We start from the raw sequence: 25738 nt of genomic DNA, 5'->3' as shown, positions 1-25738 counted from the left end.
AATCCCCCTTATGCTTGTTTGATGGACGTAATATTGTAGACGCTTACCGAGCTGCCGTCTTCGAGATCGGCCATGTATCCTGACTCATCCGTTCTTGAAATCGAGACGACACGTCCCGATCCTTTGATCGTCTCCGTCTCCGTCTCCGTTTTATGGTCGACCGTCTTGCCGATCATATTGCTGAACTCGGAGATCGAGGCCATGTGGCGATCGACGAGTACTGAATCAAGTTGCTTCGAAATCGTCTGCATTTGTTCGAGTGATGAAAATTGAGCCATTTGTGAGATGAACTCGCGGTCTTCCATCGGTGACATCGGATCTTGGTTGCCGAGCTGGGCCATCAATAGCTTTAAGAACATGTCCTTATCGTATTGGTTCGTCGCTTTAGGCAGCGATTGATCGGGTAACGTATAATCATTCGTCTTCGGTTGGATGGTCGTCATCGTCGGGTTCCCCTTTCGGTTGTTCCTGTTGTTCTGGTTCAGATTGGTCTGACCCGCTAAACGTCGATGATTTTGCTTCGAGCGCTTGTTGCGTCAAACTCACTTCGACCCGGATATGCTGCGACAGCGGTTGGAGCGTCTGTTGCAGTTGTTGCATTTGCGACTGGAGCAACTGTTTTGCTTCTTGGTTGCTCGCGAACAGCTTGACGACGAGTTCACCGTTATGGCGCTCGAGTTTGACGACGAGTTCACCTAGCTGTTCCGGATATAGGCGAACGGTGAACACTTTCGATCCATCGGCCCCGCTTCGGAACGGTGCTCTTTGAAGAGCAGCCTCGATCCGGGCTTGGAGGTTCTCCGGAAGCGACCCTTTAGACGCGTACATGACCGTTTCCGAGTCGATCTGTGGTCGTGACCACGTCATGCCTTTCGGCAACCAGTCGACGCTTTCTTTTCCAGCTTGCGGTAATACATTCGCCGGCGTTTCATTTTGATAAGGGAGGGGAATATGTTTTGTGGTCTGGGTTAAACTCCCTTTAAATTGCGAAACGATTTGCTGGATGACTTGGACGTTCTCGTTTACGGTTGGCTGGCTTTGCTTTCCACCCAACGCCTCGCGTTCCGTCTTTCCTAACATCATCGCGCCCGGTAAAATCGTTTGGGCGGCAGCTAACGTGGTCATAACGTCTGACGAGACCGTTTCTTCTGTCGTTCCTGTGGCTGCACCTGCTTGGGCGATGATGCCGATATAGGCGTCCATGAACTTACGATAGGCGTCTTGTGGCAAAGACTTTAACCACTGTAAGCTATCGGGTTGTTGCAACCATTGTTCAAGCTGGCTCGACAACTTCTCGAGCGGAAGGGCGCTATTTGCCACAAGGGGCGAATTCGGTGCGAGTGTCGTTCCCGCGTTCGGTGCGAGTGTCGTCGGAGCAGCTTCTAACTCAGCCAACGTTTCCGTCGAGGCACCGAGCATCGATGATAGCAGCTCCAAAAACTGTCCGGTCGGGGTAGATCCTGTCTCCCCTCCCTTTGACGTCGTTCCTTGGACCGCTTGAGCGAGTAAGGCGATATTCATCATCTCTTCCTCCTTTCACGTTTCATTGGAGCAATTGCGTGACGACGGCTGCCTGCTGTGCGTCCATTCGTCCTAATATGTCAGCCTGTTGTTTCGGCGACAGTTCTTTTAAAATCGTCGCTACTTGCGGGCTTTCGAGTTCGTTCATGATTGCGGCCGCTTGTTTGGCGGACATTTCTTCATAGACGCGAGACACGTTCGACGTGTCTTCTTCAACTTCCGCTTCCGTAGTGGCTCCGAGTTCAGACACGAGGCGGTCCCGCTCTTTGATCAAGTCCGATACTTCTTTTTGTCTCGCTTTTACTTCATTCGTCAATTCGACGTTTTCCGTGCGAAGTTTTTCAATCTCAGCGTTCGCGACTTTTAAACGATTCGTCGTGTCCGCGTCAATGCCGGTAACATTGACTTTTGTTTCAACCGTCTCATCTTTGTCTGCCTGTTCGCTTGTTTCTATAAATGGCACCGATAATAGCGGCCGGTCCATCGCATAGTTCATGACGACGATTCCGCCGACGAGTAAAAAGATTGCCGGGACGAGGACAAGAGCGACCAAGAGCTGTATGCCTCGCTTATTGTTCTCTTTTTCCATCCGCTTACTTCCCTTTCCCGTGATGAATCACTGCCAACTCATCGATAAAATGTTGTTCGGTGAGTTTCGAGACGGCCACTTCATTTTGACTGACCTTCTCATGCAACGTTACATATTTTTTCTCTTCGACAACTTTTCCGAGCAAACGCTCTTGAGCCAGATTGTAACGGTTCCGCGACTGTTGCACGACGAGTTGTTGCGTCTCAATTTGACGCTTTAACTGTTCCCTCGCCTTTTCACGATATTGGAACATGAGCAGATCAATCACACCAGATTGTTCATCTTGACTCTTCATGAGCGTCTCATACGTCACGACTAATCGATACAGCGTCTCCATCTCAGCTTCGAATCGCGCCTTATGACCTCTCATCTCTGTCGCCGATTCTTCTTTTGCATGCTCGGCAATCGGCATGATGCGTTCTAACAACAGCTTGTTCATGATTCACCTCTCGCAATTCCGACAAGACGATCGAGCGTCTGCTCGAGCGATGCCTCTTCTTCAATCGACTGTTTTAAAAATGTGAGCAGTCCCGGATATTCATCGATTGCTGTATCGATCGCAGGATTCGTGCCCTTTTTATATGCTCCGATGTTAATCAAGTCTTCCGCGTCTAGATAAGTGGCGAGCCAACTCCGAAACGTCTGCGCGGCATCGCGATGTACAGGTGAAGCAATCTGGTTCATGACCCGACTGATCGATTTTAAGACATGGATCGCCGGAAACTGCCCTCGGTTGGCGAGCGAACGGTCCATCACGAAGTGACCGTCTAAAATCCCACGGACGGCATCCGCGATTGGTTCGTTCATATCGTCCCCGTCAACGAGGACGGTATAAAACGCCGTGATCGAACCGGTGACGGACGTCCCGCTCCGCTCTAGCAGTTGCGGAAGCATCGCGAACACGGAAGGCGTATATCCTTTCGATGTCGGTGGTTCTCCGGTCGCTAGCCCGATCTCTCGTTGGGCCATCGCGAATCGGGTCACTGAGTCCATCATAAGGACGACCTCTTTGCCTTGGTCCCGGAAGTACTCTGCGATCGCCGTCGCCGTGTAAGCGCCCTTCAAACGCACGAGCGGGGGTTGATCGCTCGTCGCTACGATGACGACCGATCGAGCCATGCCTTCAGGACCAAGTTCTTTTTCGATGAACTCTTTTACTTCTCGTCCCCGTTCGCCGATCAATGCGATCACGTTTATATCTGCCGATGAGCGTTTAGCGATCATGCCAAGCAATGTCGATTTCCCGACGCCTGATCCCGCAAACAAACCGACACGTTGGCCTTTCCCGACCGTCAATAACCCGTCGATGATCCGGACCCCGGTCGACAAAACGTCTAAAATGCGTGGACGTTCTAACGGGTTCGGCGGTTTCCGAAGAACATCGTAGCGTTTCCCAGTCGGCATCGCTTCACCCGATAAAGGGCGCCCGAGCCCGTCAAGCACTTGACCGATCAGTTCGAACCCGACCGGTACTTGGAGCATGTGCCCCGTCCCTTTGACGATACAACCTGGGGCGATCTGTGTCGTTTCTCCGTAAGGCATGAGCAAGACGCGCTCTTCATTGAAGCCGACGACCTCGGTTTCAACCGTTTGGCCGGACGGTAACTCGATCAGGCAGCGCTCACCGATAAACGCGCTCGGACCGTTCGATTCGATCATCAGCCCGACGACGCGGCAGACACGACCGACTTTACGCACATACTCATCTTCTGGAGCAGCGGTGATTGTGTCGAATACGCGGTCAATAAGCGCCATCGGATAGAACCTCCTCAATCTTGGAACGGATTCGTTCAAAACTGTACGATACGTCGAGCTCGTTGCCATGATGTGGCGTCTCGATCCGCACGCTCGTCTCTGTCAACGAGACATCGGCCCGATATTTCAACGGCGGCATCTGTTCGGATTGCCACATCGACTCGAAACGTTGGATTGACGCAAGTCGCGTCGGGTGGACGAAGACGGTCAACGCTTCGGCATCGATCTGGCGAAGCAGTTGTTCGCGGATCATGTCGGCGAACAACGCCTCCTCGTTTCGGACGAGCTCGGTCGTGACACGTGCACTGACCTCGACGGCCAAATCAACTAACTTCGTTTCGGCATCTCGCCATTTCTGTTCAAACAAGTTCTCAAGTTCGGCGCTGACCATGTTCAATCGGGCCGTCAGCTCATCGAACTCTGACTTTCCTTCTTGACGTCCTAGGTCAAAACCTGACCCGTACCCTTCCTGATAAGCAGCCTCAAGCGTTTGTTCTCGTAACTGTTCAAGCCCATGTTCCACTGTTTCACGGTGTAACTTGATCGCTTCTTCCTCTTGGCGGAGGGAAGCATACCTCGCTTCTAACTCTTGTTCATGATTACGTCCGACCATAACCTCTGAAACCGGTTCAAGGAATGGCCGCGAATCGATTCGTTGTGGTTCGAGCTTCATCGCTCGTTGACGTTTGATTACGTTAGACAACGATGTCATCTCCTCCACCACGGCTAATCACGATTTCTCCGACATCTTCTAGGCGGCGGATGATTCCGACGATGCGGCTTTGTGCTTCTTCGACGTCACGCAGTCTGACCGGTCCCATGAACTCCATATCTTCCTTGAACGTATCGACCATTCGTTGCGACATGTTTTTGAAGATGATCTGTTTGACCTCTTCGGAAGATACTTTGAGCGCGAGCAGAAGGTCGTCGTTGGCGACTTCGCGAATAATCCGTTGAATCGCACGCGAGTCGAGCGTGACGATATCTTCGAAGACGAACATCCGCTTTTTGATTTCTTCCGCGAGTTCCGGGTCTTCGATCTCGAGCGCGTCAAGAATCGTCCGCTCCGTCGTCCGGTCGACACCGTTAAGCACTTCGACGACTGCCTCGATCCCACCGGATTGGGCGTAATCTTGCATATCGGTTTGTGATAAGTTCTTTTCAAGAATCTGTTCGATCTCATGAATGACGTCCGGGTTGAGGCGATCCATCGTCGCGATTCGTTTCGCGACCTCCGACTGAATCTCTGGCGGAAGTTCCGACAAGATTTGCCCGGACTTGACCGGTTCAAGATGAGCCAAGATTAAGGCGATCGTCTGCGGGTGCTCGTTTTGAATAAAGTTGAGCAACTGCTTCGGATCGGCTTTTCGGGCAAATTCAAACGGCCGGACTTGCAGCGTCGAAGTGAGACGATGAATCAACGCCATCGCCTTCTCTTCTCCGACCGCTTTCTCTAAAACCGTTTTCGCAAACCCGATGCCACCTTGGGTGATATAACTCTGTGCCATCGCCAGGTCATGAAATTCTCCTAAAATGGCTTCCTTTTGTTCAGACGACACTTTTCGGAGTGCCGATATTTGTAGCGTCAACTGCTCCATCTCTTCTTCGGACAGGTGTTTATATACACTTGCCGCCACTTCAGGTCCAAGCGAGATCATGAGCATGGCCGCTTTTTCTCGGTTCGGTTGTTTTGCGTAGTTCACAGTACTCACTCCTCAGACATCCAAGTACGAAGAAGCTTGGCGAACTCTTCTGGATTACTCTCTGCCAATTTCTCCAACTGTTTCTTCTTGACGGCACCTTCGCCTCGCTCTTCCAAGTCGAGATCAGGTACTTCGTCTTCATACGGTACTTCCCATTCATTCGTTTCCGGAACCGGTTGCTGATTCCGTTTTCGCATGGCGAAGAATAGAAGTGCGAGCAAGACGACAGCGCCAGCTGCGGCTGCATACATCCACCACGCTGTCGGCTGTTCTGCCACTACCGTTTCTTCCGTTTCAGCGAACGGTCGTGACACGACGACGACTTTCTGTTCGAGTTCCGCTTCTGTCAACGCCTCGCCCGTTTTAGCGAGCGACGTCCGGATGATTGAATACATCATCGTCTCAAGGTCGCCCTCAAGTTGCGGGTCGATCGCTTGAGCGCCGTCTGGCGGCTCGACGATCAATTGAACACCGAGGTCACGGATTGTGTAGGGGGCGTTCTGAATTTGTTTCGTGATGCGATTGACCTCATAGTTGATGATTTCATGGTTCTTTTCGCTTTCTTCTTCCCCGGTTCCCGTAGCGGCTGGGAAGTTGACGGTATCATTTTCACCAGCTCCTGCTGCTGCCGCTGCTCCCGTACCACCTGTGTACGCTTCGGCGATCCGTTCAGCAGACGTCACAATCCCTTCCATCGTATCCTCGTTGACCGGGGTTACCAGGTTTTGCTCTTCCGCCGATTGGGTCGTGTCGATGTCGGCCGTGACCGAGACGAGCACGCTGCGTTCTCCGAGTAAGACCGAGAGCATTTGTTGAATTTGTTGACGTACGTCTTTCTCGACTTGGCGCTTCAATGCTAACGGGTCGGTCGAAGCTCCACCGGCCATCGTCGATTGATCCAAATCGTAATACGTGAAATATTGGTCCATGATCGAGATGTTCTCCGGTTTTAAGTTCGGGACACTCTTACTGATCAAATGATAAAGTCCTTTAACCGTCGCCGGCTCAAGATTCGTACCTGCTCCTAAATTCAGGACGATTGAAGCCGTCGGCTCCCCTTGGTCTTCGGCCAAGAACACCGATTTCTCCGGAAGCGAGATAATGACTTTTGCTTGGTTGATACCTTCGATTTGTGTAATCAAACGTTCGAGTTCGGTTTGCATCGCGCTTCGTTCGATGACTGCCATTTCTCGATCCGTCGTTCCAAATCCGGCGTTTTCACTGAAGAAGCTGTAATCGATCGCGCCTGACTTTGGAATCCCGGCGGCTGCCAAGTTAACTTTCAATTGGTCGACTTGCTCGCTCGGCACGTAGACGCTGACACCGTTCGATGTCGCTTTGATTTCTGACTTCACCCCATCAGCCGTCAGCTTTTCTGTCACTTCTCCGGCCTCTTGGGCCGAGAGGTTCGTGTAGAGAGGAGCCATGTTCGGGCGCGAGAGCCAAACCGTCAAGAGCACCGCGACGACAAGTATGCCGACGATGACGATGCCCCAAATGATTTTACGTTTTGTTTGCATCGCCTTCAGTGGGCCGGCCAGTGAGCTGAATTGTTCTTTTAACTTATCATTCATCGCAACTCGTCATCCTCTTCATTAAACTTGCATTCGCATCATTTCTTGATAGGCCTCAACCGCTTTATTTCGCACCTCAATGGCGAGTTGCATCGCAATCGACGACTCTTCGCTTTGGATCATGACTTGGTGAAGATCGGCTTTACCGACGGCGAGGTCTTTCCGTGCCGTACTCGTTGCCTGTTGAACTTCATTGAGCGACTGCATCGCTTCATTCAAATATGACCCAAACTGAGACGGTGTCTCTTTTACTGTCGGCAGAGCCGCGGTCTGGTTACCGATTAATTGAATCGGGTTAATTTGCATAGTCTGTCACTCCTTATCCTTTACCGATTTCGAGCGCTTTGACGAGCATCGCTTTTGACGCATTCATCGCTGCAATGTTCGCTTCATATGATCTTGTCGCACCTGTCAAATCAACCATTTCTTTTAACAGGTCGACGTTTGGCATCTGAACGTATCCCCGTTCATCCGCATCCGGGTGACTCGGGTCATATGTGAGTTTGTAAGGACTTTCGTCTTCGACGATGCCTGAAACTTTGACGCCTCCGCTCACCGCCGACAGCTGTTGACGAAACGGCGCTTCTTGGAGCACCGTCATTTTCCGTGTATACGGCTGCCATTCCCCATCGACAAGTTTGCCGCGAGTTGTCTGGGCGTTCGCGATGTTCGCCGACACCGTATCCATCCGAAGGCGCTGAGACATGAGTGCCGAAGCGGATATGTGAAAACTGTCGAACATACCCATAATTAACGTCCTCCTCTAATAACGGTTTTAAGTCCACCGAGTCGACGGTTCAATTGTTCCATCATCGCCTCATACTGCAGTTGGTTACGGGCCAGTTCACTCATCTCATAATCGAGATCGACACTGTTCCCGTCACTTCGCATCGCCCCTCCGGCCCGGTCAACGATTTTCGTTGCACCACCGCGGTCACTCGGACGGCCACCGGCTAACTTTAGGCGCATCTCGTTGCTTAACGTCTGTTCGAACACAGCCTGTTTCGCTTTAAAGTTCGGCGTATCGATGTTCGACAAGTTATGACTGATCACTTTTTGATTCATGACCGAATGATTGATCGCTTGCTTCATTAATTGATAATCTGTGCCGATCCAATTCATGCGTCTCACTCACTTTCACTTAAAAGAATGCATGTATATACCTTATTTGGAAATTCTACTACTTCATTGAAACAAATCTGTAACAGTTCTGAAAGATATTTTTATTAAAACAGGTAAATGGTATCGTCTGTTTTTGTCGAATTCACGACATATTCTGAAAATAATTACTTTTGCACTAAAAAAAGACGCCCTTTTTCACAAAGGGACGCCTTTTTGCAACTAAAGTCCTAATTGATAGGACTTTTAGCTATAATCTAACGGATATTCGCTCGATTTTAATTTGATTTCAGCTTCTGCAATTCAAACAAGAAGTTATCATTTAATATCTTGATATACGTTCCTTTCATTCCGAGCGAACGTGACTCGATGACGCCAGCGCTTTCAAGCTTGCGCAACGCGTTGACGATCACAGAGCGAGTAATTCCCACTCTATCGGCAATTTTGGAAGCAACTAACAGGCCTTCATTACCCCCAAGTTCTTCAAATATATGCTCGATCGCTTCAAGCTCTGAATAAGACAACGAATTGATCGCCATTTGGACAACGGCTTTCTTGCGCGCCGACGCCTCTGCTTCCGCTGCTTTCTCACGGAGGATCTCCATTCCGACCACTGTCGCGCTATATTCTGCGAGGACGAGGTCGTCTTCAGTGAACTCGTTGTTCAGTCTGCCGAGAACGAGTGTACCGAGTCGTTCCCCGCCACCGATGATCGGGACGATCGTCGTCATTGAATCAAGGAACAGCTCACGGTTCTCGACCGGGAACGCCGTATACTCGCTATCGATGCCGATATTTTCCGTCGTCTCTTTCACGTTGAACAAGTTCGATGCGTACGGTTCAGGGAACTGACGATCGACTAGGAACGCCTTCATCCGCTCGTTCTCAATCTGTTGTTTAATGGCGAAACCGAGCAAGCGACCGCGACGGCTCACGATGAACGTGTTCGCTTCGAGTACTTCACGCATCTTATCTGCCATCTCTTTAAAGTCGACGTGCGCGCTCGCCTCTTGCTGAAGCATCGTGTTCAATTGACGTGTTTTATCTAGTAAGTTCATAATTCTAATTTTCCTCCCTGTATGTGCATACAGAATTCTTATAAAATAAATTGACTAAGGTCTCGATCTTCCGCGATCGAGCCGACTTTTTCTTTCACATACGCCGGTGTGATCTCGACGTGTGTTTGTGGCATGTCGGCCGCCTCAAACGATAAGTCCTCGAGCACGCGCTCCATGATCGTATAGAGACGGCGCGCTCCGATATCATCAGTTTCTCGGTTGACGTGCGTTGCGATCTTAGCGATCTCTTCAATGGCCGAGTGGGTAAATTCGACGCTGATCTCCTCTGACTCGAGAAGGGCCTTGTACTGCTTGATGAGCGCTTGTGACGGCTCCGTCAGAATTTTGACGAAATCTTCCTCGGTCAGGCTACTCAACTCGACACGGATCGGGAAACGACCTTGCAGTTCAGGAATCAGATCTGACGGCTTCGCCATATGGAAAGCACCTGCCGCGATGAATAACACGTGATCCGTTTTGACGGGACCATATTTTGTGACGACGGTCGAGCCTTCGACAATCGGCAAGATGTCTCGCTGCACACCTTCACGAGAGACGCCAGCATGGTCTTGTGACTTCGTCGCGATTTTATCGATCTCATCGACGAAGATGATGCCCATCTGTTCGCTGCGTCGTACCGCCTCGTCATGTACTTCATTCATGTCGAGCAAACTTTCCGCCTCTTCGGCAACGATGAGCGGGCGAGCCTCTCGAACCGGGAGCTTCCGCTTCTTCCGCTTTTTCGGGACGATTTGGCCGAGCATGTCTTGAAGATTCGATAAGCCTTCCATCCCTTGTCCTTGAAACAAATCAACTGTCTGTTTCTCTTCAAGGTTGACTTCGATCAATCGCTCTTCGAGTTCGCCGAGTTCAAGCAACTTACGTAATTGAGACCGATCAGTCGATTGATCGTCCGTCGGTTCTTGCGTCTTCTGTCCTTGACCGCCAAACAGCGCTTCGAACGGGTTTGCGGCTGTCGGCTCAACTTTAGCCTTACCTTGCAGTGCATCGAGAATACGTTCGGTCGCAGCGGCTTCCGCTGGTTCCTTCACGTCTTCTTTCTTTTCTTCCTTCACGAGGCGCACCGAGTCTTCAACAAGGTCTCGGACCATCGATTCGACGTCCCGTCCGACGTATCCGACTTCAGTGAATTTTGTCGCTTCGACTTTCACGAACGGGGCACCGACGAGCTTGGCAAGACGTCTCGCGATCTCCGTCTTCCCGACACCGGTCGGACCGATCATTAAAATGTTCTTCGGTGTGACTTCGTCGCGTAAGTCAGCACTTAGCTTCTGGCGACGGTAACGGTTGCGCAGTGCAATCGCGACCGCACGTTTGGCATCTTTTTGCCCGATGACGAACCGGTCTAGCTCAGCTACGATTTGACGTGGTGTCAATTCACGTTTCATTCTGTATCGCCTCCGATCGTTTCTACGATAACTTGGTCGTTCGTATAGACGCATAATTCACCGGCAATCTCTAGGGCGGCGCGAGCAATCTGTTCGGCTGTTTTCTCCGGTGAGTGACGTACGAGAGCGCGTCCCGCTGCTAGCGCATAATTCCCACCTGAACCGATCGCAAGGATGCCATCGTCCGGTTCGATCACTTCGCCGCTCCCGGACACGAGTAAGAGATGTCCTGCGTCCATGACGATGAGAAGCGCCTCGAGCTGACGAAGCATCTTGTCGCCGCGCCACTCTTTGGCGAGTTCGACTGCCGCTCGCGGTAAGTTCCCGTTATACATCTCGAGTTTTGATTCAAACTTTTCAAATAACGTGAACGCATCGGCCACGCTACCGGCAAAACCGGCCACGACTTTCCCGCCGTATAACCGTCTCACTTTTTTAGCCTTGTTTTTCATGATGACGGCGTTGCCAAACGTGACTTGCCCATCTCCGCTCATCGCACATTTTCCGTCGTGCCGGACTGCGAAAATAGTTGTTGCATGAAACATAGAATGACCCCCTACTTTCTCGGATGTGTGGCTTGATAGACCGCTCGCAGGCGTTCAGTCGATACGTGTGTGTAACGACCGGTCGTCGATAGTGACTCATGTCCGAGCAACTCTTGGACGGCACGTAAATCGGCCCCGCGTTCGAGCAGGTCGGTCGCAAAACTATGACGTAACGAATGAGGTGTTAACGGTTTTTGAAGTCCACCGAGTTTCCGGAGTCGCTTCATCACGTAACGAATTTGGTCTGTTGTCACTCGATTCCCTTTTTGACTAACGAATAATGCCGTTTCGTGTGCCGCGGCGCAGTTTTGCCTTACCTCAAGGTAATGCTCCAACGCTTCGACGGCAAATTGCCCGAGCGGGATGTAACGTTCTTTCTTGCCTTTCCCGATGACATGAACGAATGAGAGCGCCGCATCATATGACGATATGTCCATGCCACAAAGTTCGGCGACACGCATCCCGGTCCCGTACAACACTTCGACAAGCGCGACATCACGTGCCCGCAAGAACGGGTCGTCTTGGCCGTTTGCCGTCATGAGCAGGTGTTCGACCTCGCTCGGTACGGCAAACGTCGGCAGCGTCTTGCGACGTTTCGGCGACGTCAAGTCATGAAACAGCGGTTCACTCCCGGTTTCTCGAGCCACAAATTTCCCGAACTGTTTGAGGCAGGAGATTTTTTGGGAAACGGTCGTCGTCGCCGCTTCATTCTCGTAAAGGACATATAAATAACGCCGCGCCGACTGCACATCAAATGGCTCTTGATGTGTCGATTGGCAATAAGCGGCGTACTGTTCGAGTGTTTGTTCGTAAGAGCGTTTCGTATGAGGCGACAGTCTTCGTTCGACTTGGCAATAACGTAAAAATGATTGTTGATCCTCAGCGAATCCCATCCTCTCGCCCCCTTGCTTTCAGCTTAAAAACGCATGTTCCCGTCAAATCGAAATTAGCATAGCATACAGAATCAGAGGTGACAATAGAAACCCCTTCAATAATCTGAAAATTTTCAAAGTATTGCACAAATTACACAATTGAAATTTAAATTCACAAAAAAAGGAACCAAAAATTGGCTCCTTTCCCTTAAATCTCTTTATATTGCTGAATCGTCTCAAGGGCACGATTCGCATAGCGCTCATAGCGTTCTTGCTTTTTCATCTTCTTCGGCGCATCTTCGAGCGACGGCACGAGACCGAAGTTTGCATTCATCGGTTGGAAGTGCTTCCCGTCTGTCGTCGTGATGTAATGCGCCATCGAACCGAGCATCGTCTCGCGCGGGAGGACGAGCAGCTCTTCACCGGCAACCATCTTCGCCGCGTTGATTCCGGCGAGTAGTCCTGACGCGGCTGACTCGACGTAGCCTTCGACACCGGTCATCTGACCGGCGAAAAATAGCGTATCGCGAGTACGGGCCTGATACGTCGGTTTCAACAAGCTCGGTGAATTGATGAACGTGTTCCGGTGCATGACACCGTAACGGACGATCTCCGCATTCTCGAGACCTGGGATCAATTGAATGATCCGTTTTTGCTCGCCCCACTTGAGGTGGGTTTGGAACCCGACCAAGTTATAGAGCGTTCCGGCCGAATTGTCTTGGCGGAGTTGGACGACCGCAAACGGACGTTTACCCGTTTTCGGGTCTTCGAGTCCGACCGGTTTCATCGGTCCGAACAAGAGCGTCTTCTTCCCGCGTTGAGCGATCACTTCAAACGGCATGCAGCCTTCGAAGTAAATCTCTTTCTCAAACTCTTTGAGCGGTACGACTTCGGCTTTGACGAGTTCTTCGTAAAACAGATTAAACTCTTCTTCCGTCATCGGACAGTTGAGATAAGCCGCCTCGCCTTTGTCATAACGTGACTTCAAGTAGACCTTCTCTCGGTCGATCGTCTCTCCGTCTAATATCGGAGCGGCCGCATCGTAGAAGTATAAATAATCTTCACCGGTGAAAGCTTTCAATGAAGCAGACAAGTCAGGAGACGTGAGCGGTCCCGTCGCCATGATGACGATCCCGTCCGGAATCTGTTTAATCTCTTCGTTGTGTACCGTCACGAGCGGATGATTCTTGAGCGTGTCGGTGACGAAGCCGGCGAAGTCGTGACGGTCGACGGCGAGAGCGCCACCGGCCGGAACGCTTGCCGTATCCGCCGCTTTCAAGATGAGCGAGTCGAGTGTGCGCATCTCTTCTTTTAACACACCGACCGCATTTTGAAGTCCGTTCGCCCGAAGCGAGTTCGAGCAGACCAGTTCAGCAAACTGATCCGTATGGTGCGCCGGCGTCTGTCGGACTGGTCTCATTTCATACAAATCGACTTGAATCCCGCGTTTTGCGAGTTGCCAAGCCGCCTCGGAGCCGGCGAGGCCCGCTCCGATCACAGTTACACGTTGCTGCAAGGTTAATCCTCCTCTAACTGATGTACCTCGGTATGGGTACAGTTCGTGCATTGATATTTGACGCCATCTTTAATCTTTTTCTCAACCATCAACTTACCGCATTCAGGACACGGTTTCGCGACCGGTTTGTCCCATGAGACGAACTCACAGTCTGGATAGTTCGAGCAGCCATAGAACAGGCGACCTTTCTTACTGCGGCGCTCGACGACTTGTCCGTCTTTACAGTTCGGGCACGGGACGCCGATTTCGACTTGAACCGGCTTCGTGTTCGTACAGTTCGGGAATCCAGAACAAGCCATGAACTTACCGTACCGTCCCATCTTGATGACCATCGGCGAACCGCAGATCTCACAATCGATACCGGCTGGCTCGTCTTTCACTTCGATCTTCTCAATTTCGGATTCGGCCCGTTTCAAACGTTTCTCGAATGACCGGTAAATCGGGGCAACGACTTCCGTCCACTCGACTTCTTCATTGGCGATCGAATCAAGAAGCGTCTCCATGTCGGCTGTGAACTGTACCGTGATGAAGTCGTTAAAGTACTCATCGATCATCTCGATGACAAGTTCTCCGAGCTCGGTCGGAATGAATTTTTTCTCTTCAAGCACGACGTAACCGCGCTTTTGGATCGTGTCGAGTGTCGGCGCGTAAGTCGACGGACGACCGATGCCGAGCTCTTCCATCGCTCGGACGAGTCTCGCTTCACTGTAACGCGGTGGTGGCTGGGTGAAGTGTTGCTTCGGCTCGACCGTCTCGAATGCGACCATGTCGTCGACTTCAAGCGGCGGAAGCAATCCTTCCCGCTCTAAGTTCGTGTCTTCGATATCATCGTCTTTTGACTCGATATACACTTTCATGAAACCTGGGAATTTGACGGTCGATCCGTTGGCACGGAAAATCATGCCGTTCGATTCGACGTCGATTTTCACCGTATCAAGAATTGCTGGCGCCATTTGACTCGCGACCAACCGTTCCCAGATGAGTTTATACAATCGGAGTTGATCCCGTGACAAGTACGCCTTCATCGAAGCCGGGTCACGTAACGCCGACGTCGGCCGGATTGCCTCGTGGGCATCCTGTGCGTTCGCCGCTTTTTTCTCTTTCTGCTTTTGAGAGGCGACGTACTCTGGACCAAACGTCGATTCGATATACGATTTCGCTTCGTCTTTCGCCAAGTCAGAAATTCGTGTCGAGTCGGTACGCATATACGTGATCAACCCGACAGTCCCTTCCTTCTTACCAAGGTCGATTCCTTCGTAAAGCTGCTGGGCGAGCATCATCGTCTTCTTGGCGCGGAAGTTCAGTTTCCGGGCCGCATCTTGTTGGAGTGAACTTGTCGTGAACGGTAATGATGCGTTACGCTTCCGCTCTTTCTTCGTGACATCGATGACTTTGAATGACTCATCGATCGTCTTGAGGACGGCGTCGGCATCCGCTTCCGTCTTCAACTCCATCTTTTTCCCGTCTTTTCCGTAGAACGATGTCTCAAACGTCTCACCCTCATGGTTGAGCATCAGTTTAATCGTCCAGTACTCTTCAGGGTCAAAGGCGTTGATTTCACGTTCGCGGTCGATGATCATTTTGACAGCGACGGATTGAACACGACCGGCTGACAAACCTTTTTTGACTTTCTTCCATAGCAACGGGCTCATCCCGTATCCGACAAGACGGTCGAGAATCCGTCGCGCCTGTTGGGCGTCGACGAGATCGTGATTGATCTTGCGTGGATGTTTAAATGATTCTTTAATCGCATCTTTTGTGATCTCGTTGAAGACGACACGACATTCTGTCGTTTCATCGACGCCGAGGGCACGGGCTAAGTGCCAGGCGATTGCTTCCCCTTCGCGATCCGGGTCAGCCGCGAGAAAAATTTTCGTCGCTTTTTTAGCGGCCGTCTTCAGTTCTTTTAACACTGGGCCTTTTCCACGGATCGTGATGTACTTCGGTTCAAAGTCATGTTCAACGTCGACACCGAGTTGACTTTTCGGTAAATCGATGACGTGACCCATGGACGCTTTGACCGTGTAGTTTGATCCTAAATAACGTTTAATTGTCTTTGCTTTCGCAGGTGATTCGACGATCACCAAATATTTTGCCATACATCTGCTCCCCTTTTGGAGGTCATTTAAATCCCTACCATAATATTCATGTTACCGACCGTTTGTCAACGTGCAATCATCGCACCATTCAAAATTTGGTCGGGATTCGTCAAAGGAATCGCTCCTTCTTCAATCAATTTATTCGGTCCTTCCGCTAACGGATCGAGCGGACTTCCCGGCACCGCAAACACCGTCTTGCCTTGCTCGAGCGCATGACTCACCGTATTCATCGTCCCGCTCTTTCGTCTCGCTTGGACGACGACGAGCCGGTCGCCTAATCCACTGACAATTCGATTTCGTTCTAAAAATTGAAATTTTTTGACAGGTGTTTCCGGAGTATATTCACTGAGGAGCAATCCTTGTTTCGAGATCTGGTCGAACAGTTGGTGATGAACATGTGGATACATGTGCGAAAAGCCGGAACCGAGGACCGCAATCGTCGGTCGGTTCCGCCTGACTGCCAACTCATGAACGAGTCCGTCAATACCGAGCGCACCGCCTGAAATCGATACAGTTTCTTCTATTAAAGGGTGTAAATATTCAACGAGCGGTCGACTGATCCGATTCAATTCACGACTCCCGACCAAAGCGGTCGTTTGTTCTTGTAGTACCTCTAAATCGCCCTGATAAAACAAACAGTACGGAGGGTTGGGGATATGTAATAGCATTCGTGGGAACAATTCGTCCTCCCACGTCAAAAAACGGTCATACGTGACCGTTGAACGGAACGCCCGATTCGCTTTTTTCCATACGTTCGGATGGAACGAATTCCGTTCCGTCAGCCCCGGATTTGATAAGTAATGATGGACGAACTCGACCGGCAAACGTTCTGCCGCAAAACGAGCTATTGTTTGATTCATCACAATCTCCTTTAAAAAAATGAGGGATGCGCGCACCCCTCATTCCGATTGGTCTTACGTCGTCGGTTGTCCCGTGACACAAGCATCATACAGACCTTCATTTTTAAGCACACGGATGAGTGTCTCACCGATGACAGCAGGTGTCTCGGCGACTTCGATCCCGTTTGCGTTTAACGTCTTGATTTTTTCAGCGGCCGTTCCTTTTCCGCCTGAGATGATCGCTCCAGCGTGGCCCATCCGTTTGCCTTCAGGAGCCGTCTGACCACCGATGAAACCGATGACCGGTTTCGTCATGTTCGCCTTGACCCATTCAGCGGCTTCTTCTTCAGCCGTCCCACCGATCTCGCCGATCATGATGACCGCAAGCGTGTCTTCATCTTCGTTGAACGCTTGGAGCGTGTCGATGAAGTTCGTCCCGTTGACCGGGTCCCCACCGATCCCGACCGCAGTCGATTGGCCGATTCCGGCCGTCGTCAACTGATGGACCGCTTCATACGTGAGCGTCCCTGAACGTGAGACGATGCCGACATGGCCTTTCGTGTGGATGTAGCCTGGCATGATACCAAGTTTCGCCTCACCCGGCGTGATGATCCCTGGGCAGTTCGGTCCGATCAAACGGGCCGGTTTGTCTTCGAGATAGCGGCTCACTTGGATCATGTCGATGACAGGAATCCCTTCCGTGATGCAGATGATGAGTTCAATGCCGCTATCAGCCGCTTCCATGATCGAGTCGGCCGCGAAAGCTGGTGGCACGTAGATAATCGATGCGTTCGCACCGGTCGCCTCGACCGCGTCAGAGACAGTGTTAAACACAGGTACGTTGTCGAGTACGGTCGTACCACCTTTACCAGGTGTGACCCCGCCGACCAGTTTCGTGTTATACGCTAGCATCTGTTCGCCGTGGAACATACCTTGTTTCCCCGTGATCCCTTGAATGATCACTTTTGTATCTTGATTCACCCAAATACTCATGTCGTTTCCCCCTTATCGAACGAGTGCCGCGATTTTTTCTGCCCCATCATCCATCGAGGTCGCAGAAGTGATCGCAAGTCCAGATTCATCGAGAATGCGTCTTCCCGCATCCACGTTTGTTCCTTCTAAGCGGACGACGAGTGGCAAGTCGAGTCCGATTTCTTTTGTCGCCGCGACGATTCCTTCGGCGATGATGTCACACTTCATGATGCCACCGAAGATGTTGACGAAGATTCCTTTGACTTGGTCATCCGACAAAATCAATTTGAACGCTTCTGTGACTTTTTCTTTTGTCGCACCGCCGCCTACATCGAGGAAGTTAGCGGGTTCGGCGCCGTAGTGCTTGATGATATCCATCGTCGCCATGGCGAGGCCGGCACCGTTTACGAGACAGCCGATATTGCCGTCAAGGGCGATATAGCTAAGGTCGTGTTTCGACGCCTCGACTTCACGCGGATCTTCTTCCGTCGTGTCACGAAGATCGACGATGTCGGTATGACGATAAAGCGCGTTGCTGTCAAAGTTCAATTTCGCATCGAGCGCGACGACGTTACCGTCTTTCGTCGTGACGAGCGGGTTGATCTCCGCAATCGTGCAGTCCGTCTCGACGTACACTTTATAAAGCTTCATGACCATGTCGCTAAACTTGTTGACGAGTTTAGTCGGCACTTCCATCTTGAAAGCAAGACGGCGCGCCTGGAACGGACGGAGTCCGACGACCGGGTCGACGATTTCTTTATGAATCTTTTCAGGAGTATGTTCAGCGACTTCTTCGATGTCCATACCGCCTTCAGATGAACCCATGATGACAATTCGGCCGATCGAACGGTCAAGCACAAGTCCTAAGTAAAATTCTTGATCGATGGCAGAACCTTCTTCGATATAGAGGCGCTGCACGACTTTTCCTTCAGGTCCAGTCTGGTGCGTGACGAGCGTCTTACCGAGAATCTCTGTCGCGTACTGCTTTACTTCTTCATCCGTTCTGGCAAGTTTGACGCCACCGGCTTTCCCGCGGCCACCTGCGTGGATCTGTGCTTTGACTACTTTCAATTCACCGTCTAGCTTGGCGGCTGCTGCAACTGCTTCTTCTACCGTGAAAGCCGGATAGCCCGTAGGTACGGCCACTCCAAACGTTCTAAGCAATTCTTTCGCCTGATACTCATGGATATTCATTTAGTTTCCCCCTTAGTCCCCTTTAATATCGGCATATCTATTGTAACGAAAAACTGAAAGCGCTGTCTATCGTTCTTGCTTTAAGTTTTCATCTTTTTTTCACATCTACCCCTAGACATTTTCGATTTTACCTTGTTCCATCTGATAGAGAAACACAAAAAGCTCGGCGATCACTTGATACAGGTCGTCCGGAATATGCTCTTCGATCTGTAACGCCGACAGGAGTGACAACAGCGCCGGGTCTTCATGGATCGGGATACCGTTCTCTTGTGCGAGAGCGAGCATCCGTTCGGCTACGAGACCGCCGCCCTTCGCGACGACGCGCGGAGATTCCATCGATTGTTCGTAAGACAAGGCGATTGCTTTTTTACGGTCCATCATACATGAAAATCCACCTTTCCTAACGGGGCGAACGTCTCGGGGAGCGATTCTTGTCTCACTTCGAACGAGAATCGGGACAGTTCATAGCCGTTCGCTTTGAGCGCACTGCCGAGCAGCAGCTCGTACGCTTTGATGAACGGGGACAAGTCGTGTTGTTCGTTGAATACTTTCACGGTGACGTGCCGCTTTTGAACGAGCAGGTCGATGCCCGTCTCGCCGAAGCGAGGCGTTTCTAGAAATAAGACGATACGGGCATGGTCTGCGTCGATCATCTCGCTTTTCGGGGCTTCAAGCCGGAACCTGACTTGTTCGAACGGTCCTAATTGCGGTATGTGAAATGCTTGGACGACGAACGGCGGCGTCTGGACCGCGTTGAACGTCTCTTGGGCCCGCACGAACTGTTCAAACTTCGGGTCGCCTTTCGCCTTGAACAGTTCCCCGACGAGCTGTTTGACGTCACTTCCGGCCCCGCTCTCGAGCAGTTGCCGTCCCATCGCTTTGACGGATTCCGGTGTCTGGATGGCCTCTTTTGAGAAGCGGCCGAGTTGTTCTAAGAGTAACGTCACCGGTGTCTTCCCGGCCTGGGCCGGTTCCGCCGTAGGCGGCATCACTTTCAGGACGAGTTTCGGCTCGAGCTCGGTGACGACCATCTTGTACGTGACGTTCTCTTTAACGTCTGCGTTCACCCCGACCCGGAACAGTCCTTGCGGCAGTTGCATGACCGCTTCGTTCCCGGGCAAGAGCTGGAGTACCCTGCCGACGACCGTGTTGCCGACGAGCAGCTGACGCGACGTCTGTTCAGTGACTTTGAACGGCAGGACGCCTTGGTGATCGATCCGCATCGGGCTCCCCCTTTCATATCATATGTTTAATCGGTGCGAACGACTTGCGATGAATCGGTGTGATGCCGCGCTCGTTCAACGCGTTCAAATGAAGTTCCGTCCCGTAGCCGGCGTTGCGTTCGAAACCGTATCCCGGATACGTCGCGGCGAACTCTTCCATCATCTTGTCGCGGACGACTTTGGCGACGACGCTCGCCGCCGCGATCGAGACGCTCAACTCGTCCCCTTTGATGAGCGACGTCTGCGGCAAATCGAGCTCGAGTGTCATCGCGTCAATCAAGAGCGCGTCGGCCCCGTCAAGCTGTCGGACCGCCTCGGTCATCGCGAGCTTCGTCGCTTCATAAATATTGATTTGATCGATCACTTCCGCGTCGACGATTCCGACCCCGACGAATGCCTCGTCGAGAATCGTTGCATATGCTCGTTCCCGTGCCGCTTTCGTCATCTTCTTTGAATCGTTCAGTCCCGGGCTGTAAAAATCGTCCGGCAAGACGACGGCCGCCGCGACGACAGGACCCGCGAGCGGTCCCCGCCCGACCTCGTCGATGCCAGCGACCAACTTGAAGCCTTGCTGTTTCAGCTCGGCCTCATACTGCAGGCGGCGTGTATAATCGTCCCGCTCGTCCCGCTCTGCGTCAAACCGTCTCTGACGTTGCTCCAGGAGCGCCTGGACGCCCGCGCGCGGGTCATCCTTCAGTTCGGCCCGGACATCGTCCCACTCTTCATATCGGACGGTTTTTAGCCGTTGTTTAATCTCTTGAATCGTCACGATCTGCCTCCTATCCAAAAAAGCCCTGTTTTCACAGGACTTCACGCCATATTATGATCTGCCGGCGTCTCAAGCGAGACACGTCCGATCTTCTCATGACGAAGCTCATTCAATAATAGTTCGCTCGCTTTTTCGAAATCGACATAGCCGCCGCTGAGAAGGCCACGTTTTTTCCCGATCAACTCGAGCAGTTCGACCGCGTCTTCCGGCAAGTCGTCGAGTTTAAACCGCTCTTTCAACTGTTCCGGGTAACGGGCGCGCAGTTCACGCGCTGCATACATCGCGATGTCATCAAGGTTTAAAATGTCGTCCTTGATCGCACCCGTAGCAGCTAAGCGATATCCGACCATCTGGTCCTCGAACTTCGGCCACAGAATACCAGGCGTGTCGAGCAGTTCCATCTCGCCTCCTTTCATCTTGATCCATTGCTGCCGTTTCGTCACACCAGGACGGTCCCCGGTGATGGCGATGTTGCGTCCGGCGAGCCGGTTGATCAGTGTCGACTTCCCGACGTTCGGGATGCCGATGATGAGGGCACGGATCGGGCCAGGATTACGGCCTTTCTCACGCATGCGGTCGTGCTTGTCTTTCATGAGCTTCTCTGCGCCCGTCATGAGCTGCTTTAAGCCTTTGCTATGCTTCGCATCGACGGCGACGACTTCGATGTCGTCACGCTTCAGGGCGCGCATCCAGGCGTCGGTGACGGCTTGATCGGCCATGTCAGCCTTGTTCAACACGATCAGCCGCGGTTTACCCGCCGTGATCTCATCGACCATCGGATTTCGGCTCGATTGCGGAACACGTGCATCGACGAGTTCGATGACGACGTCAATCAGTTTTAACTTTTCTGTTACTTGTCTTCGCGCCTTGGCCATGTGGCCAGGGAACCATTGAATTGCCAAAAAAACACCACCCTATTCTTCTACCGTCCCGAAGTCACCCATCGGCCAGAACACAAAGTTCGTTTTGCCGACGACGCTTTCTTTCGAGACAAAGCCGATTTCACGGCTGTCTTTCGAGTTTTGTCGGTTATCTCCCATAACGAAGTATGAGCCTTCCGGTACGACCGCTTCACCTGTCACTTGTTCGAGCGTAAAGTTCTCGGTTAGAGGAAAGCCGTTCATTTGGGCTTGAAAATCCTCTAAATACGGTTCTTCGACTGCTTCTCCGTTCAAGTAGAGCGTATCGTCCCGATATTCAAGCGTATCGCCAGGAATGGCGATGACGCGTTTAATATAGTCCTTTGATTCAGTCGCATGAAAGACGATAATATCGCCCCGGTCGAGTTCACCGACGTAGTTAGAGATTTTGCTGACGATCATTCGATCGGCGTTTTGGAGCGTCGGCATCATCGACTCACCTTCGACGATGACAGGTACAAAGATGAACGTCCGGATCACGAACGCGATGACGAGCGCCACTACGATTGCTTTAAGCCAACTGAACACTTCTTTCAAATTGCCTCACTCCTCTGTCCGTTTGAACTTATTGTACTAGAAAAAAAGAAGCTTGTCGCAAGCGACAAGCTTTCCCCATCTTAACGACGGATTTCTTTAATACGTGCTGCTTTACCGCGAAGGTTGCGGAGGTAGTAAAGTTTCGCACGGCGAACTTTACCGTAACGAACGACTTCGATTTGCGCGACACGCGGTGAGTGAAGCGGGAATGCACGCTCAACACCTACGCCGTAAGAAATCTTACGGACTGTGAATGTTTCGCTGATGCCGCCACCTTTACGCTTGATGACTACGCCTTCGAAAATCTGGATACGCTCACGCGTTCCCTCTACGACTTTAACGTGGACACGGACTGTGTCACCAGGACGGAAAGCAGGGACGTCCGATTTGAATTGTTCTTCTGTGATTTCACGGAACAGTTTTTGTGCGTTCATGAATTGATCTCCTTTTTCTTCAATGTTCATATCTTCGTTTGCCTCGGCATCCAATAGCGGAACATCGGTAATCGGTGGGGCTAACCCACATGCTCAAACATAGCATAATTTTATGAATCGCGCAACGATTCGATGAAGTTTTTATCGGCCGGCGACAGATCGATTTGGTCTAACAGTTCCGGTCGACGCCTGAACGTTCGTTCGAGCGAACGCTCGCGGCGCCACGACTCGATTTTGGCGTGATTGCCCGACAACAGGACGTCCGGAACTTTGAGGCCGCGGAAGTCAGCCGGTCTCGTATAATGCGGATACTCGAGCAGCCCGGTCGAAAACGAGTCGTCCTCGTGGCTCGCTTGATCGCCGAGCACTTCCGGGATGAGGCGGACCGTCGCGTCGATCATGACCATCGCCGCGAGTTCCCCACCCGTCATCACGAAGTCTCCGATCGACACTTCGTCTGTCGCGAGTTCGTCGTGGATCCGTTGGTCGAATCCTTCGTAATGGCCGCATAAGAAAATCAAGTGCTCTTCGTTCGCCCACTCTTCGGCGACACGTTGAGTGAACGGTCGCCCCGTCGGCGTCGTCACGATGACGCGCGGCTTCGATTTTGCGAGCGAATCGAACGCATCAAATAGCGGCTGCGGCGTGAGTAGCATCCCGGCGCCGCCTCCATACGGAGCATCATCGACTTTATGATGTTTGTTCGTCGAGAAGTCACGGAAGTTCGTGAACTTCACTTCGACTTGGCCGAGTGTCCGGGCACGCCCGACGATCGAATGATCGAGCGGGGCGAACATTTCCGGGAACAAGGTCAAGACATCAATTTTCATCGTCGATCATTCCAGGGATCGGCGTGATGATGACACGTTTCGCTTCGACGTCGATGTCTTTGACGACCGACTCAATGTACGGGATGAGCGCATCCGTCTTGCCGGGGCGCTTGATGACCCAGACGTCGTTCGCGCCATTGGTCTCAAAGATGTCCTCGACGACACCGATCACTTCTCCGTCGACGACGGCCTCGCATCCGATGATCTCGTGGTAGTAAAATTCATGCTCCGGAAGCTCGTGGACGTTTCCGGCATGGACGTAGAGCGACATCCCTTTGTACTTCTCGACGAGATTGATGTTGTCTAGCCCTTTGAACGTGACGAGATGGAACTGTTTGTGCGGACGATACGTCGTCACTTCGAGCGGCATCTTCTTCCCGTCGACGTCAAGGTAGAGCGTTTCACCAATTTTAAAGCGTTCTTCTGGAAAATCAGTCGCGGCGAGCAACTTCAATTCCCCTTTTAAACCGTGCGTGTTGGCGATTTTGCCTACGTTTAACCAATCCATCATAAAACCTCCTCAAAAAAATAGGCCGACCTCATAAAAGGTCGGCCACAGGGTTACTTCGCGTTTTTCGCGTTGTGGAATTTCTCCATGATCCCTGCTTTAGAGAACAAGTTGCGGACTGTGTCAGATGGCTTCGCGCCGTCTGCCAACCATTTGAGCGCGAGTTCTTCGTTGATGCGAACTTCTGCTTCTGGTTTTGCAACCGGGTTGTAGTGACCGAGTTGTTCGATGAAACGGCCATCACGTGGTGAACGTGAATCTGCTACAACGATCCGGTAAAAAGGTGATTTATTTGCGCCCATGCGCTTGAGACGAATTTTAACTGCCATGGTAATATACCTCCATTATGTGTTTAAGAATTGACAACTTTAATAGTATACTGCTTTTTTGCCTGACTGACAAAAGTTTTCTTAGAAGAATGGAAGGCCGAGACCTTTTTTCTTCCCTTTCATTTGTCCTGACATCTGCTTCATGAGCTTCTTCATGTCATCGAACTGTTTGATGAGACGGTTCACTTCCTGGATGGAACGACCGCTCCCTTTTGCGATCCGCTTGCGACGACTGGCGTTGAGCACTTCAGGATTCGTGCGCTCATGCTTCGTCATCGACCGGATGATTGCCTCGACATGATCGAGTTGCTTCTCGTCGATTTGGACGTTCTTCAACCCTTTCATCTTACCTGCACCAGGTAACATCGAGAGTAATTCATCAATTGGGCCCATGTTTTTCACTTGACCCAATTGCTCGATAAAATCATCGAACGTGAACGATGCATCACGAATTTTGCTTTCAAGCTCTTTCGCGGCATCTTGGTCCATTTGTGACTCCGCTTTTTCGATAAGCGTGAGCACGTCACCCATTCCAAGGATCCGTGACGCCATGCGCTCCGGATAGAAAGGTTCGAGGGCATCCAACTTTTCACCGAGACCGACGAACTTAATCGGCGCTCCCGTGACTGCCTTGATTGAAAGGGCTGCCCCACCACGTGTATCACCGTCGAGTTTTGTCAACACGACGCCGGTAATTCCGAGCAAATCATTAAAGCGATCGGCCACGTTGACCGCATCTTGACCCGTCATCGCATCGACGACGAGGAAGATTTCATTCGGTTTGGCGATCGTTTTCACATTTTCGAGTTCGCCCATGAGCGTCTCGTCGATATGAAGACGACCGGCCGTATCTATCAACACGAAATCGTGATGATTAACTTTGGCGTGCTCGAGCGCTTTTGTGACGATTTCTTCCGGCGTCACTTGATCGCCAAGTGAGAACACCGGTAAATCGAGTTGCTTGCCGAGAGTCTCGAGCTGTTTGATGGCCGCCGGCCGATAAATATCAGCAGCGACGAGAAGCGGACTCCGGTTATGCTTTTTGCGAATCAAGTTCGCGAGCTTTCCGGTCGTCGTCGTCTTACCCGCACCTTGTAATCCGACCATCATGACGACTGTCGGTGGTTTTGAACTAAAGGTGATCGGGACGACGTCACTTCCCATCAAGGTCGTTAATTCTTCATGAACGATCTTGACGACTTGTTGTCCAGGTGTCAACGATTTCATGACGTCTTGGCCGATTGACCGTTCTTTCACGTCGTTGACGAACTGTTTGACCACTTTGAAGTTAACGTCGGCCTCAAGGAGCGCGAGACGAACTTCTCTCATCATCTCTTTGACGTCTGCTTCGGAAATCTTACCTTTCCCCCGCATTTTCGCCAATGTCGATTGCAACCGTTCTGATAATCCTTCAAATGCCATG

30 protein-coding genes are annotated in these 25738 nt (G+C 51.5%); all 30 read right to left on the bottom strand.

The genetic code is table 11. The annotated features are described in order from the left end of the window. Positions 1-8 precede the first annotated feature (8 nt). On the bottom strand, positions 9-443 hold the full coding sequence (locus EVJ20_RS02060; protein WP_071399604.1) for a flagellar hook capping FlgD N-terminal domain-containing protein: 435 nt from the start codon (positions 441-443) through the stop codon (positions 9-11). Further along, positions 415-1521 carry a flagellar hook-length control protein FliK gene (locus EVJ20_RS02055; protein WP_236636150.1) on the bottom strand — a complete coding sequence of 369 codons (1107 nt, stop codon included), beginning with the start codon at positions 1519-1521 and terminating at the stop codon, positions 415-417. The genes EVJ20_RS02060 and EVJ20_RS02055 overlap by 29 nt, the downstream gene beginning before the upstream one ends. Before the next feature lie 22 nt (positions 1522-1543). Continuing rightward, positions 1544-2110 (bottom strand): MotE family protein, encoded by a 567-nt coding sequence (locus EVJ20_RS02050; protein WP_131506935.1) that lies wholly within the window; start codon positions 2108-2110, stop codon positions 1544-1546. Positions 2111-2114: 4 nt separating this feature from the next. After that, positions 2115-2549: a flagellar FliJ family protein gene (locus EVJ20_RS02045; protein WP_016508248.1), complete on the bottom strand. Its 435-nt coding sequence runs from the start codon at positions 2547-2549 to the stop codon at positions 2115-2117. Then, complete coding sequence (fliI, locus tag EVJ20_RS02040; RefSeq protein ID WP_131506933.1) at positions 2546-3865, bottom strand: flagellar protein export ATPase FliI; 1320 nt, start codon at positions 3863-3865, stop codon at positions 2546-2548. The genes EVJ20_RS02045 and fliI overlap by 4 nt, the downstream gene beginning before the upstream one ends. Next, on the bottom strand, positions 3852-4577 hold the full coding sequence (locus EVJ20_RS02035) for a FliH/SctL family protein (protein ID WP_236636149.1): 726 nt from the start codon (positions 4575-4577) through the stop codon (positions 3852-3854). The genes fliI and EVJ20_RS02035 overlap by 14 nt, the downstream gene beginning before the upstream one ends. Next, positions 4561-5568: a flagellar motor switch protein FliG gene (fliG, locus tag EVJ20_RS02030; protein WP_083273965.1), complete on the bottom strand. Its 1008-nt coding sequence runs from the start codon at positions 5566-5568 to the stop codon at positions 4561-4563. Before fliG ends, EVJ20_RS02035 begins: the two co-directional genes overlap by 17 nt. 5 nt (positions 5569-5573) lie before the next feature. Continuing rightward, a complete protein-coding gene (gene fliF, locus EVJ20_RS02025; protein WP_131506931.1) occupies positions 5574-7142 on the bottom strand; it encodes a flagellar basal-body MS-ring/collar protein FliF in 1569 nt (522 codons plus the stop codon). Between the two features lie 21 nt (positions 7143-7163). After that, complete coding sequence (gene fliE, locus EVJ20_RS02020) at positions 7164-7448, bottom strand: flagellar hook-basal body complex protein FliE (protein WP_016508240.1); 285 nt, start codon at positions 7446-7448, stop codon at positions 7164-7166. Positions 7449-7461: 13 nt separating this feature from the next. After that, the gene (gene flgC / locus EVJ20_RS02015; RefSeq protein ID WP_070327498.1) at positions 7462-7890 is read right to left on the bottom strand and encodes a flagellar basal body rod protein FlgC; all 429 of its coding nucleotides are present in this window, start codon (positions 7888-7890) and stop codon (positions 7462-7464) included. A gap of 2 nt (positions 7891-7892) precedes the next feature. Continuing rightward, positions 7893-8264: a flagellar basal body rod protein FlgB gene (gene flgB, locus EVJ20_RS02010; RefSeq protein ID WP_131465289.1), complete on the bottom strand. Its 372-nt coding sequence runs from the start codon at positions 8262-8264 to the stop codon at positions 7893-7895. 275 nt (positions 8265-8539) lie between these two features. After that, the gene (codY, locus tag EVJ20_RS02005) at positions 8540-9319 is read right to left on the bottom strand and encodes a GTP-sensing pleiotropic transcriptional regulator CodY (protein ID WP_016508279.1); all 780 of its coding nucleotides are present in this window, start codon (positions 9317-9319) and stop codon (positions 8540-8542) included. Between the two features lie 38 nt (positions 9320-9357). Further along, positions 9358-10728, bottom strand: a complete 1371-nt coding sequence (hslU, locus tag EVJ20_RS02000; protein WP_070327500.1) for an ATP-dependent protease ATPase subunit HslU — start codon at positions 10726-10728, stop codon at positions 9358-9360. Further along, a complete protein-coding gene (hslV, locus tag EVJ20_RS01995; protein WP_131506930.1) occupies positions 10725-11273 on the bottom strand; it encodes an ATP-dependent protease subunit HslV in 549 nt (182 codons plus the stop codon). Before hslV ends, hslU begins: the two co-directional genes overlap by 4 nt. A gap of 11 nt (positions 11274-11284) precedes the next feature. Further along, on the bottom strand, positions 11285-12166 hold the full coding sequence (locus EVJ20_RS01990; protein ID WP_131440275.1) for a tyrosine-type recombinase/integrase: 882 nt from the start codon (positions 12164-12166) through the stop codon (positions 11285-11287). A gap of 187 nt (positions 12167-12353) precedes the next feature. Further along, positions 12354-13712, bottom strand: coding sequence for an FADH(2)-oxidizing methylenetetrahydrofolate--tRNA-(uracil(54)-C(5))-methyltransferase TrmFO (gene trmFO, locus EVJ20_RS01985; protein WP_131440277.1), 1359 nt, complete (start codon positions 13710-13712; stop codon positions 12354-12356). Further along, complete coding sequence (topA, locus tag EVJ20_RS01980; protein ID WP_131506928.1) at positions 13664-15760, bottom strand: type I DNA topoisomerase; 2097 nt, start codon at positions 15758-15760, stop codon at positions 13664-13666. Before topA ends, trmFO begins: the two co-directional genes overlap by 49 nt. A gap of 65 nt (positions 15761-15825) precedes the next feature. After that, entirely contained in the window at positions 15826-16620 is a 795-nt protein-coding gene (gene dprA / locus EVJ20_RS01975) for a DNA-processing protein DprA (protein ID WP_236633395.1), read from the bottom strand. A gap of 54 nt (positions 16621-16674) precedes the next feature. Continuing rightward, positions 16675-17592: a succinate--CoA ligase subunit alpha gene (sucD, locus tag EVJ20_RS01970; protein WP_070327506.1), complete on the bottom strand. Its 918-nt coding sequence runs from the start codon at positions 17590-17592 to the stop codon at positions 16675-16677. A gap of 12 nt (positions 17593-17604) precedes the next feature. Continuing rightward, entirely contained in the window at positions 17605-18765 is a 1161-nt protein-coding gene (gene sucC / locus EVJ20_RS01965) for an ADP-forming succinate--CoA ligase subunit beta (protein WP_070327507.1), read from the bottom strand. 111 nt (positions 18766-18876) lie between these two features. Next, positions 18877-19143, bottom strand: a complete 267-nt coding sequence (locus tag EVJ20_RS01960; RefSeq protein ID WP_016508266.1) for an EscU/YscU/HrcU family type III secretion system export apparatus switch protein — start codon at positions 19141-19143, stop codon at positions 18877-18879. Further along, positions 19143-19988: a hypothetical protein gene (locus EVJ20_RS01955; protein WP_131506925.1), complete on the bottom strand. Its 846-nt coding sequence runs from the start codon at positions 19986-19988 to the stop codon at positions 19143-19145. Before EVJ20_RS01955 ends, EVJ20_RS01960 begins: the two co-directional genes overlap by 1 nt. Before the next feature lie 13 nt (positions 19989-20001). After that, the gene (locus tag EVJ20_RS01950; protein WP_302050620.1) at positions 20002-20757 is read right to left on the bottom strand and encodes a ribonuclease HII; all 756 of its coding nucleotides are present in this window, start codon (positions 20755-20757) and stop codon (positions 20002-20004) included. Positions 20758-20798: 41 nt separating this feature from the next. Further along, complete coding sequence (gene ylqF / locus EVJ20_RS01945) at positions 20799-21659, bottom strand: ribosome biogenesis GTPase YlqF (RefSeq protein WP_070327509.1); 861 nt, start codon at positions 21657-21659, stop codon at positions 20799-20801. 12 nt (positions 21660-21671) lie between these two features. Further along, on the bottom strand, positions 21672-22214 hold the full coding sequence (gene lepB, locus EVJ20_RS01940) for a signal peptidase I (protein ID WP_016508241.1): 543 nt from the start codon (positions 22212-22214) through the stop codon (positions 21672-21674). 80 nt (positions 22215-22294) lie between these two features. Beyond that, a complete protein-coding gene (gene rplS / locus EVJ20_RS01935) occupies positions 22295-22648 on the bottom strand; it encodes a 50S ribosomal protein L19 (RefSeq protein ID WP_070327950.1) in 354 nt (117 codons plus the stop codon). 110 nt (positions 22649-22758) lie between these two features. Beyond that, positions 22759-23478: a tRNA (guanosine(37)-N1)-methyltransferase TrmD gene (gene trmD, locus EVJ20_RS01930; RefSeq protein WP_131506923.1), complete on the bottom strand. Its 720-nt coding sequence runs from the start codon at positions 23476-23478 to the stop codon at positions 22759-22761. Then, complete coding sequence (gene rimM / locus EVJ20_RS01925) at positions 23468-23986, bottom strand: ribosome maturation factor RimM (RefSeq protein WP_070327511.1); 519 nt, start codon at positions 23984-23986, stop codon at positions 23468-23470. The genes trmD and rimM overlap by 11 nt, the downstream gene beginning before the upstream one ends. Positions 23987-24039: 53 nt before the next feature. Further along, complete coding sequence (gene rpsP / locus EVJ20_RS01920) at positions 24040-24315, bottom strand: 30S ribosomal protein S16 (RefSeq protein WP_021067098.1); 276 nt, start codon at positions 24313-24315, stop codon at positions 24040-24042. An 81-nt stretch (positions 24316-24396) separates the two neighbouring features. Further along, complete coding sequence (gene ffh, locus EVJ20_RS01915; RefSeq protein WP_070327512.1) at positions 24397-25737, bottom strand: signal recognition particle protein; 1341 nt, start codon at positions 25735-25737, stop codon at positions 24397-24399. Between the last annotated feature and the right edge of the window lies 1 nt (position 25738).

Origin of the sequence: Exiguobacterium sp. SH0S1, assembly GCF_004337165.1 — a bacterium.
GTDB lineage: Bacteria > Bacillota > Bacilli > Exiguobacteriales > Exiguobacteriaceae > Exiguobacterium > Exiguobacterium aurantiacum_A.
The sequence above is the reverse complement of the archived record's forward strand: the minus strand, read 5'-3'. Positions and strand labels throughout refer to the sequence as shown.

Bases quoted from the DNA above. Each gene is read 5' to 3' on its own strand.
- EVJ20_RS02060 (WP_071399604.1), bottom strand. From the start codon at position 443: ATGACGACCATCCAACCGAAGACGAATGATTATACGTTACCCGATCAA.
- EVJ20_RS02055 (WP_236636150.1), bottom strand. From the start codon at position 1,521: ATGAATATCGCCTTACTCGCTCAAGCGGTCCAAGGAACGACGTCAAAG.
- EVJ20_RS02050 (WP_131506935.1), bottom strand. From the start codon at position 2,110: ATGGAAAAAGAGAACAATAAGCGAGGCATACAGCTCTTGGTCGCTCTT.
- EVJ20_RS02045 (WP_016508248.1), bottom strand. From the start codon at position 2,549: ATGAACAAGCTGTTGTTAGAACGCATCATGCCGATTGCCGAGCATGCA.
- fliI (WP_131506933.1), bottom strand. From the start codon at position 3,865: ATGGCGCTTATTGACCGCGTATTCGACACAATCACCGCTGCTCCAGAA.
- EVJ20_RS02035 (WP_236636149.1), bottom strand. From the start codon at position 4,577: ATGACATCGTTGTCTAACGTAATCAAACGTCAACGAGCGATGAAGCTC.
- fliF (WP_131506931.1), bottom strand. From the start codon at position 7,142: ATGAATGATAAGTTAAAAGAACAATTCAGCTCACTGGCCGGCCCACTG.
- fliE (WP_016508240.1), bottom strand. From the start codon at position 7,448: ATGCAAATTAACCCGATTCAATTAATCGGTAACCAGACCGCGGCTCTG.
- flgC (WP_070327498.1), bottom strand. From the start codon at position 7,890: ATGGGTATGTTCGACAGTTTTCACATATCCGCTTCGGCACTCATGTCT.
- flgB (WP_131465289.1), bottom strand. From the start codon at position 8,264: ATGAATTGGATCGGCACAGATTATCAATTAATGAAGCAAGCGATCAAT.
- codY (WP_016508279.1), bottom strand. From the start codon at position 9,319: ATGAACTTACTAGATAAAACACGTCAATTGAACACGATGCTTCAGCAA.
- hslU (WP_070327500.1), bottom strand. From the start codon at position 10,728: ATGAAACGTGAATTGACACCACGTCAAATCGTAGCTGAGCTAGACCGG.
- hslV (WP_131506930.1), bottom strand. From the start codon at position 11,273: ATGTTTCATGCAACAACTATTTTCGCAGTCCGGCACGACGGAAAATGT.
- EVJ20_RS01990 (WP_131440275.1), bottom strand. From the start codon at position 12,166: ATGGGATTCGCTGAGGATCAACAATCATTTTTACGTTATTGCCAAGTC.
- trmFO (WP_131440277.1), bottom strand. From the start codon at position 13,712: ATGCACGAACTGTACCCATACCGAGGTACATCAGTTAGAGGAGGATTA.
- topA (WP_131506928.1), bottom strand. From the start codon at position 15,760: ATGGCAAAATATTTGGTGATCGTCGAATCACCTGCGAAAGCAAAGACA.
- dprA (WP_236633395.1), bottom strand. From the start codon at position 16,620: ATGAATCAAACAATAGCTCGTTTTGCGGCAGAACGTTTGCCGGTCGAG.
- sucD (WP_070327506.1), bottom strand. From the start codon at position 17,592: ATGAGTATTTGGGTGAATCAAGATACAAAAGTGATCATTCAAGGGATC.
- sucC (WP_070327507.1), bottom strand. From the start codon at position 18,765: ATGAATATCCATGAGTATCAGGCGAAAGAATTGCTTAGAACGTTTGGA.
- EVJ20_RS01960 (WP_016508266.1), bottom strand. From the start codon at position 19,143: ATGGACCGTAAAAAAGCAATCGCCTTGTCTTACGAACAATCGATGGAA.
- EVJ20_RS01955 (WP_131506925.1), bottom strand. From the start codon at position 19,988: ATGCGGATCGATCACCAAGGCGTCCTGCCGTTCAAAGTCACTGAACAG.
- rplS (WP_070327950.1), bottom strand. From the start codon at position 22,648: ATGAACGCACAAAAACTGTTCCGTGAAATCACAGAAGAACAATTCAAA.
- trmD (WP_131506923.1), bottom strand. From the start codon at position 23,478: ATGAAAATTGATGTCTTGACCTTGTTCCCGGAAATGTTCGCCCCGCTC.
- rimM (WP_070327511.1), bottom strand. From the start codon at position 23,986: ATGGATTGGTTAAACGTAGGCAAAATCGCCAACACGCACGGTTTAAAA.
- rpsP (WP_021067098.1), bottom strand. From the start codon at position 24,315: ATGGCAGTTAAAATTCGTCTCAAGCGCATGGGCGCAAATAAATCACCT.
- ffh (WP_070327512.1), bottom strand. From the start codon at position 25,737: ATGGCATTTGAAGGATTATCAGAACGGTTGCAATCGACATTGGCGAAA.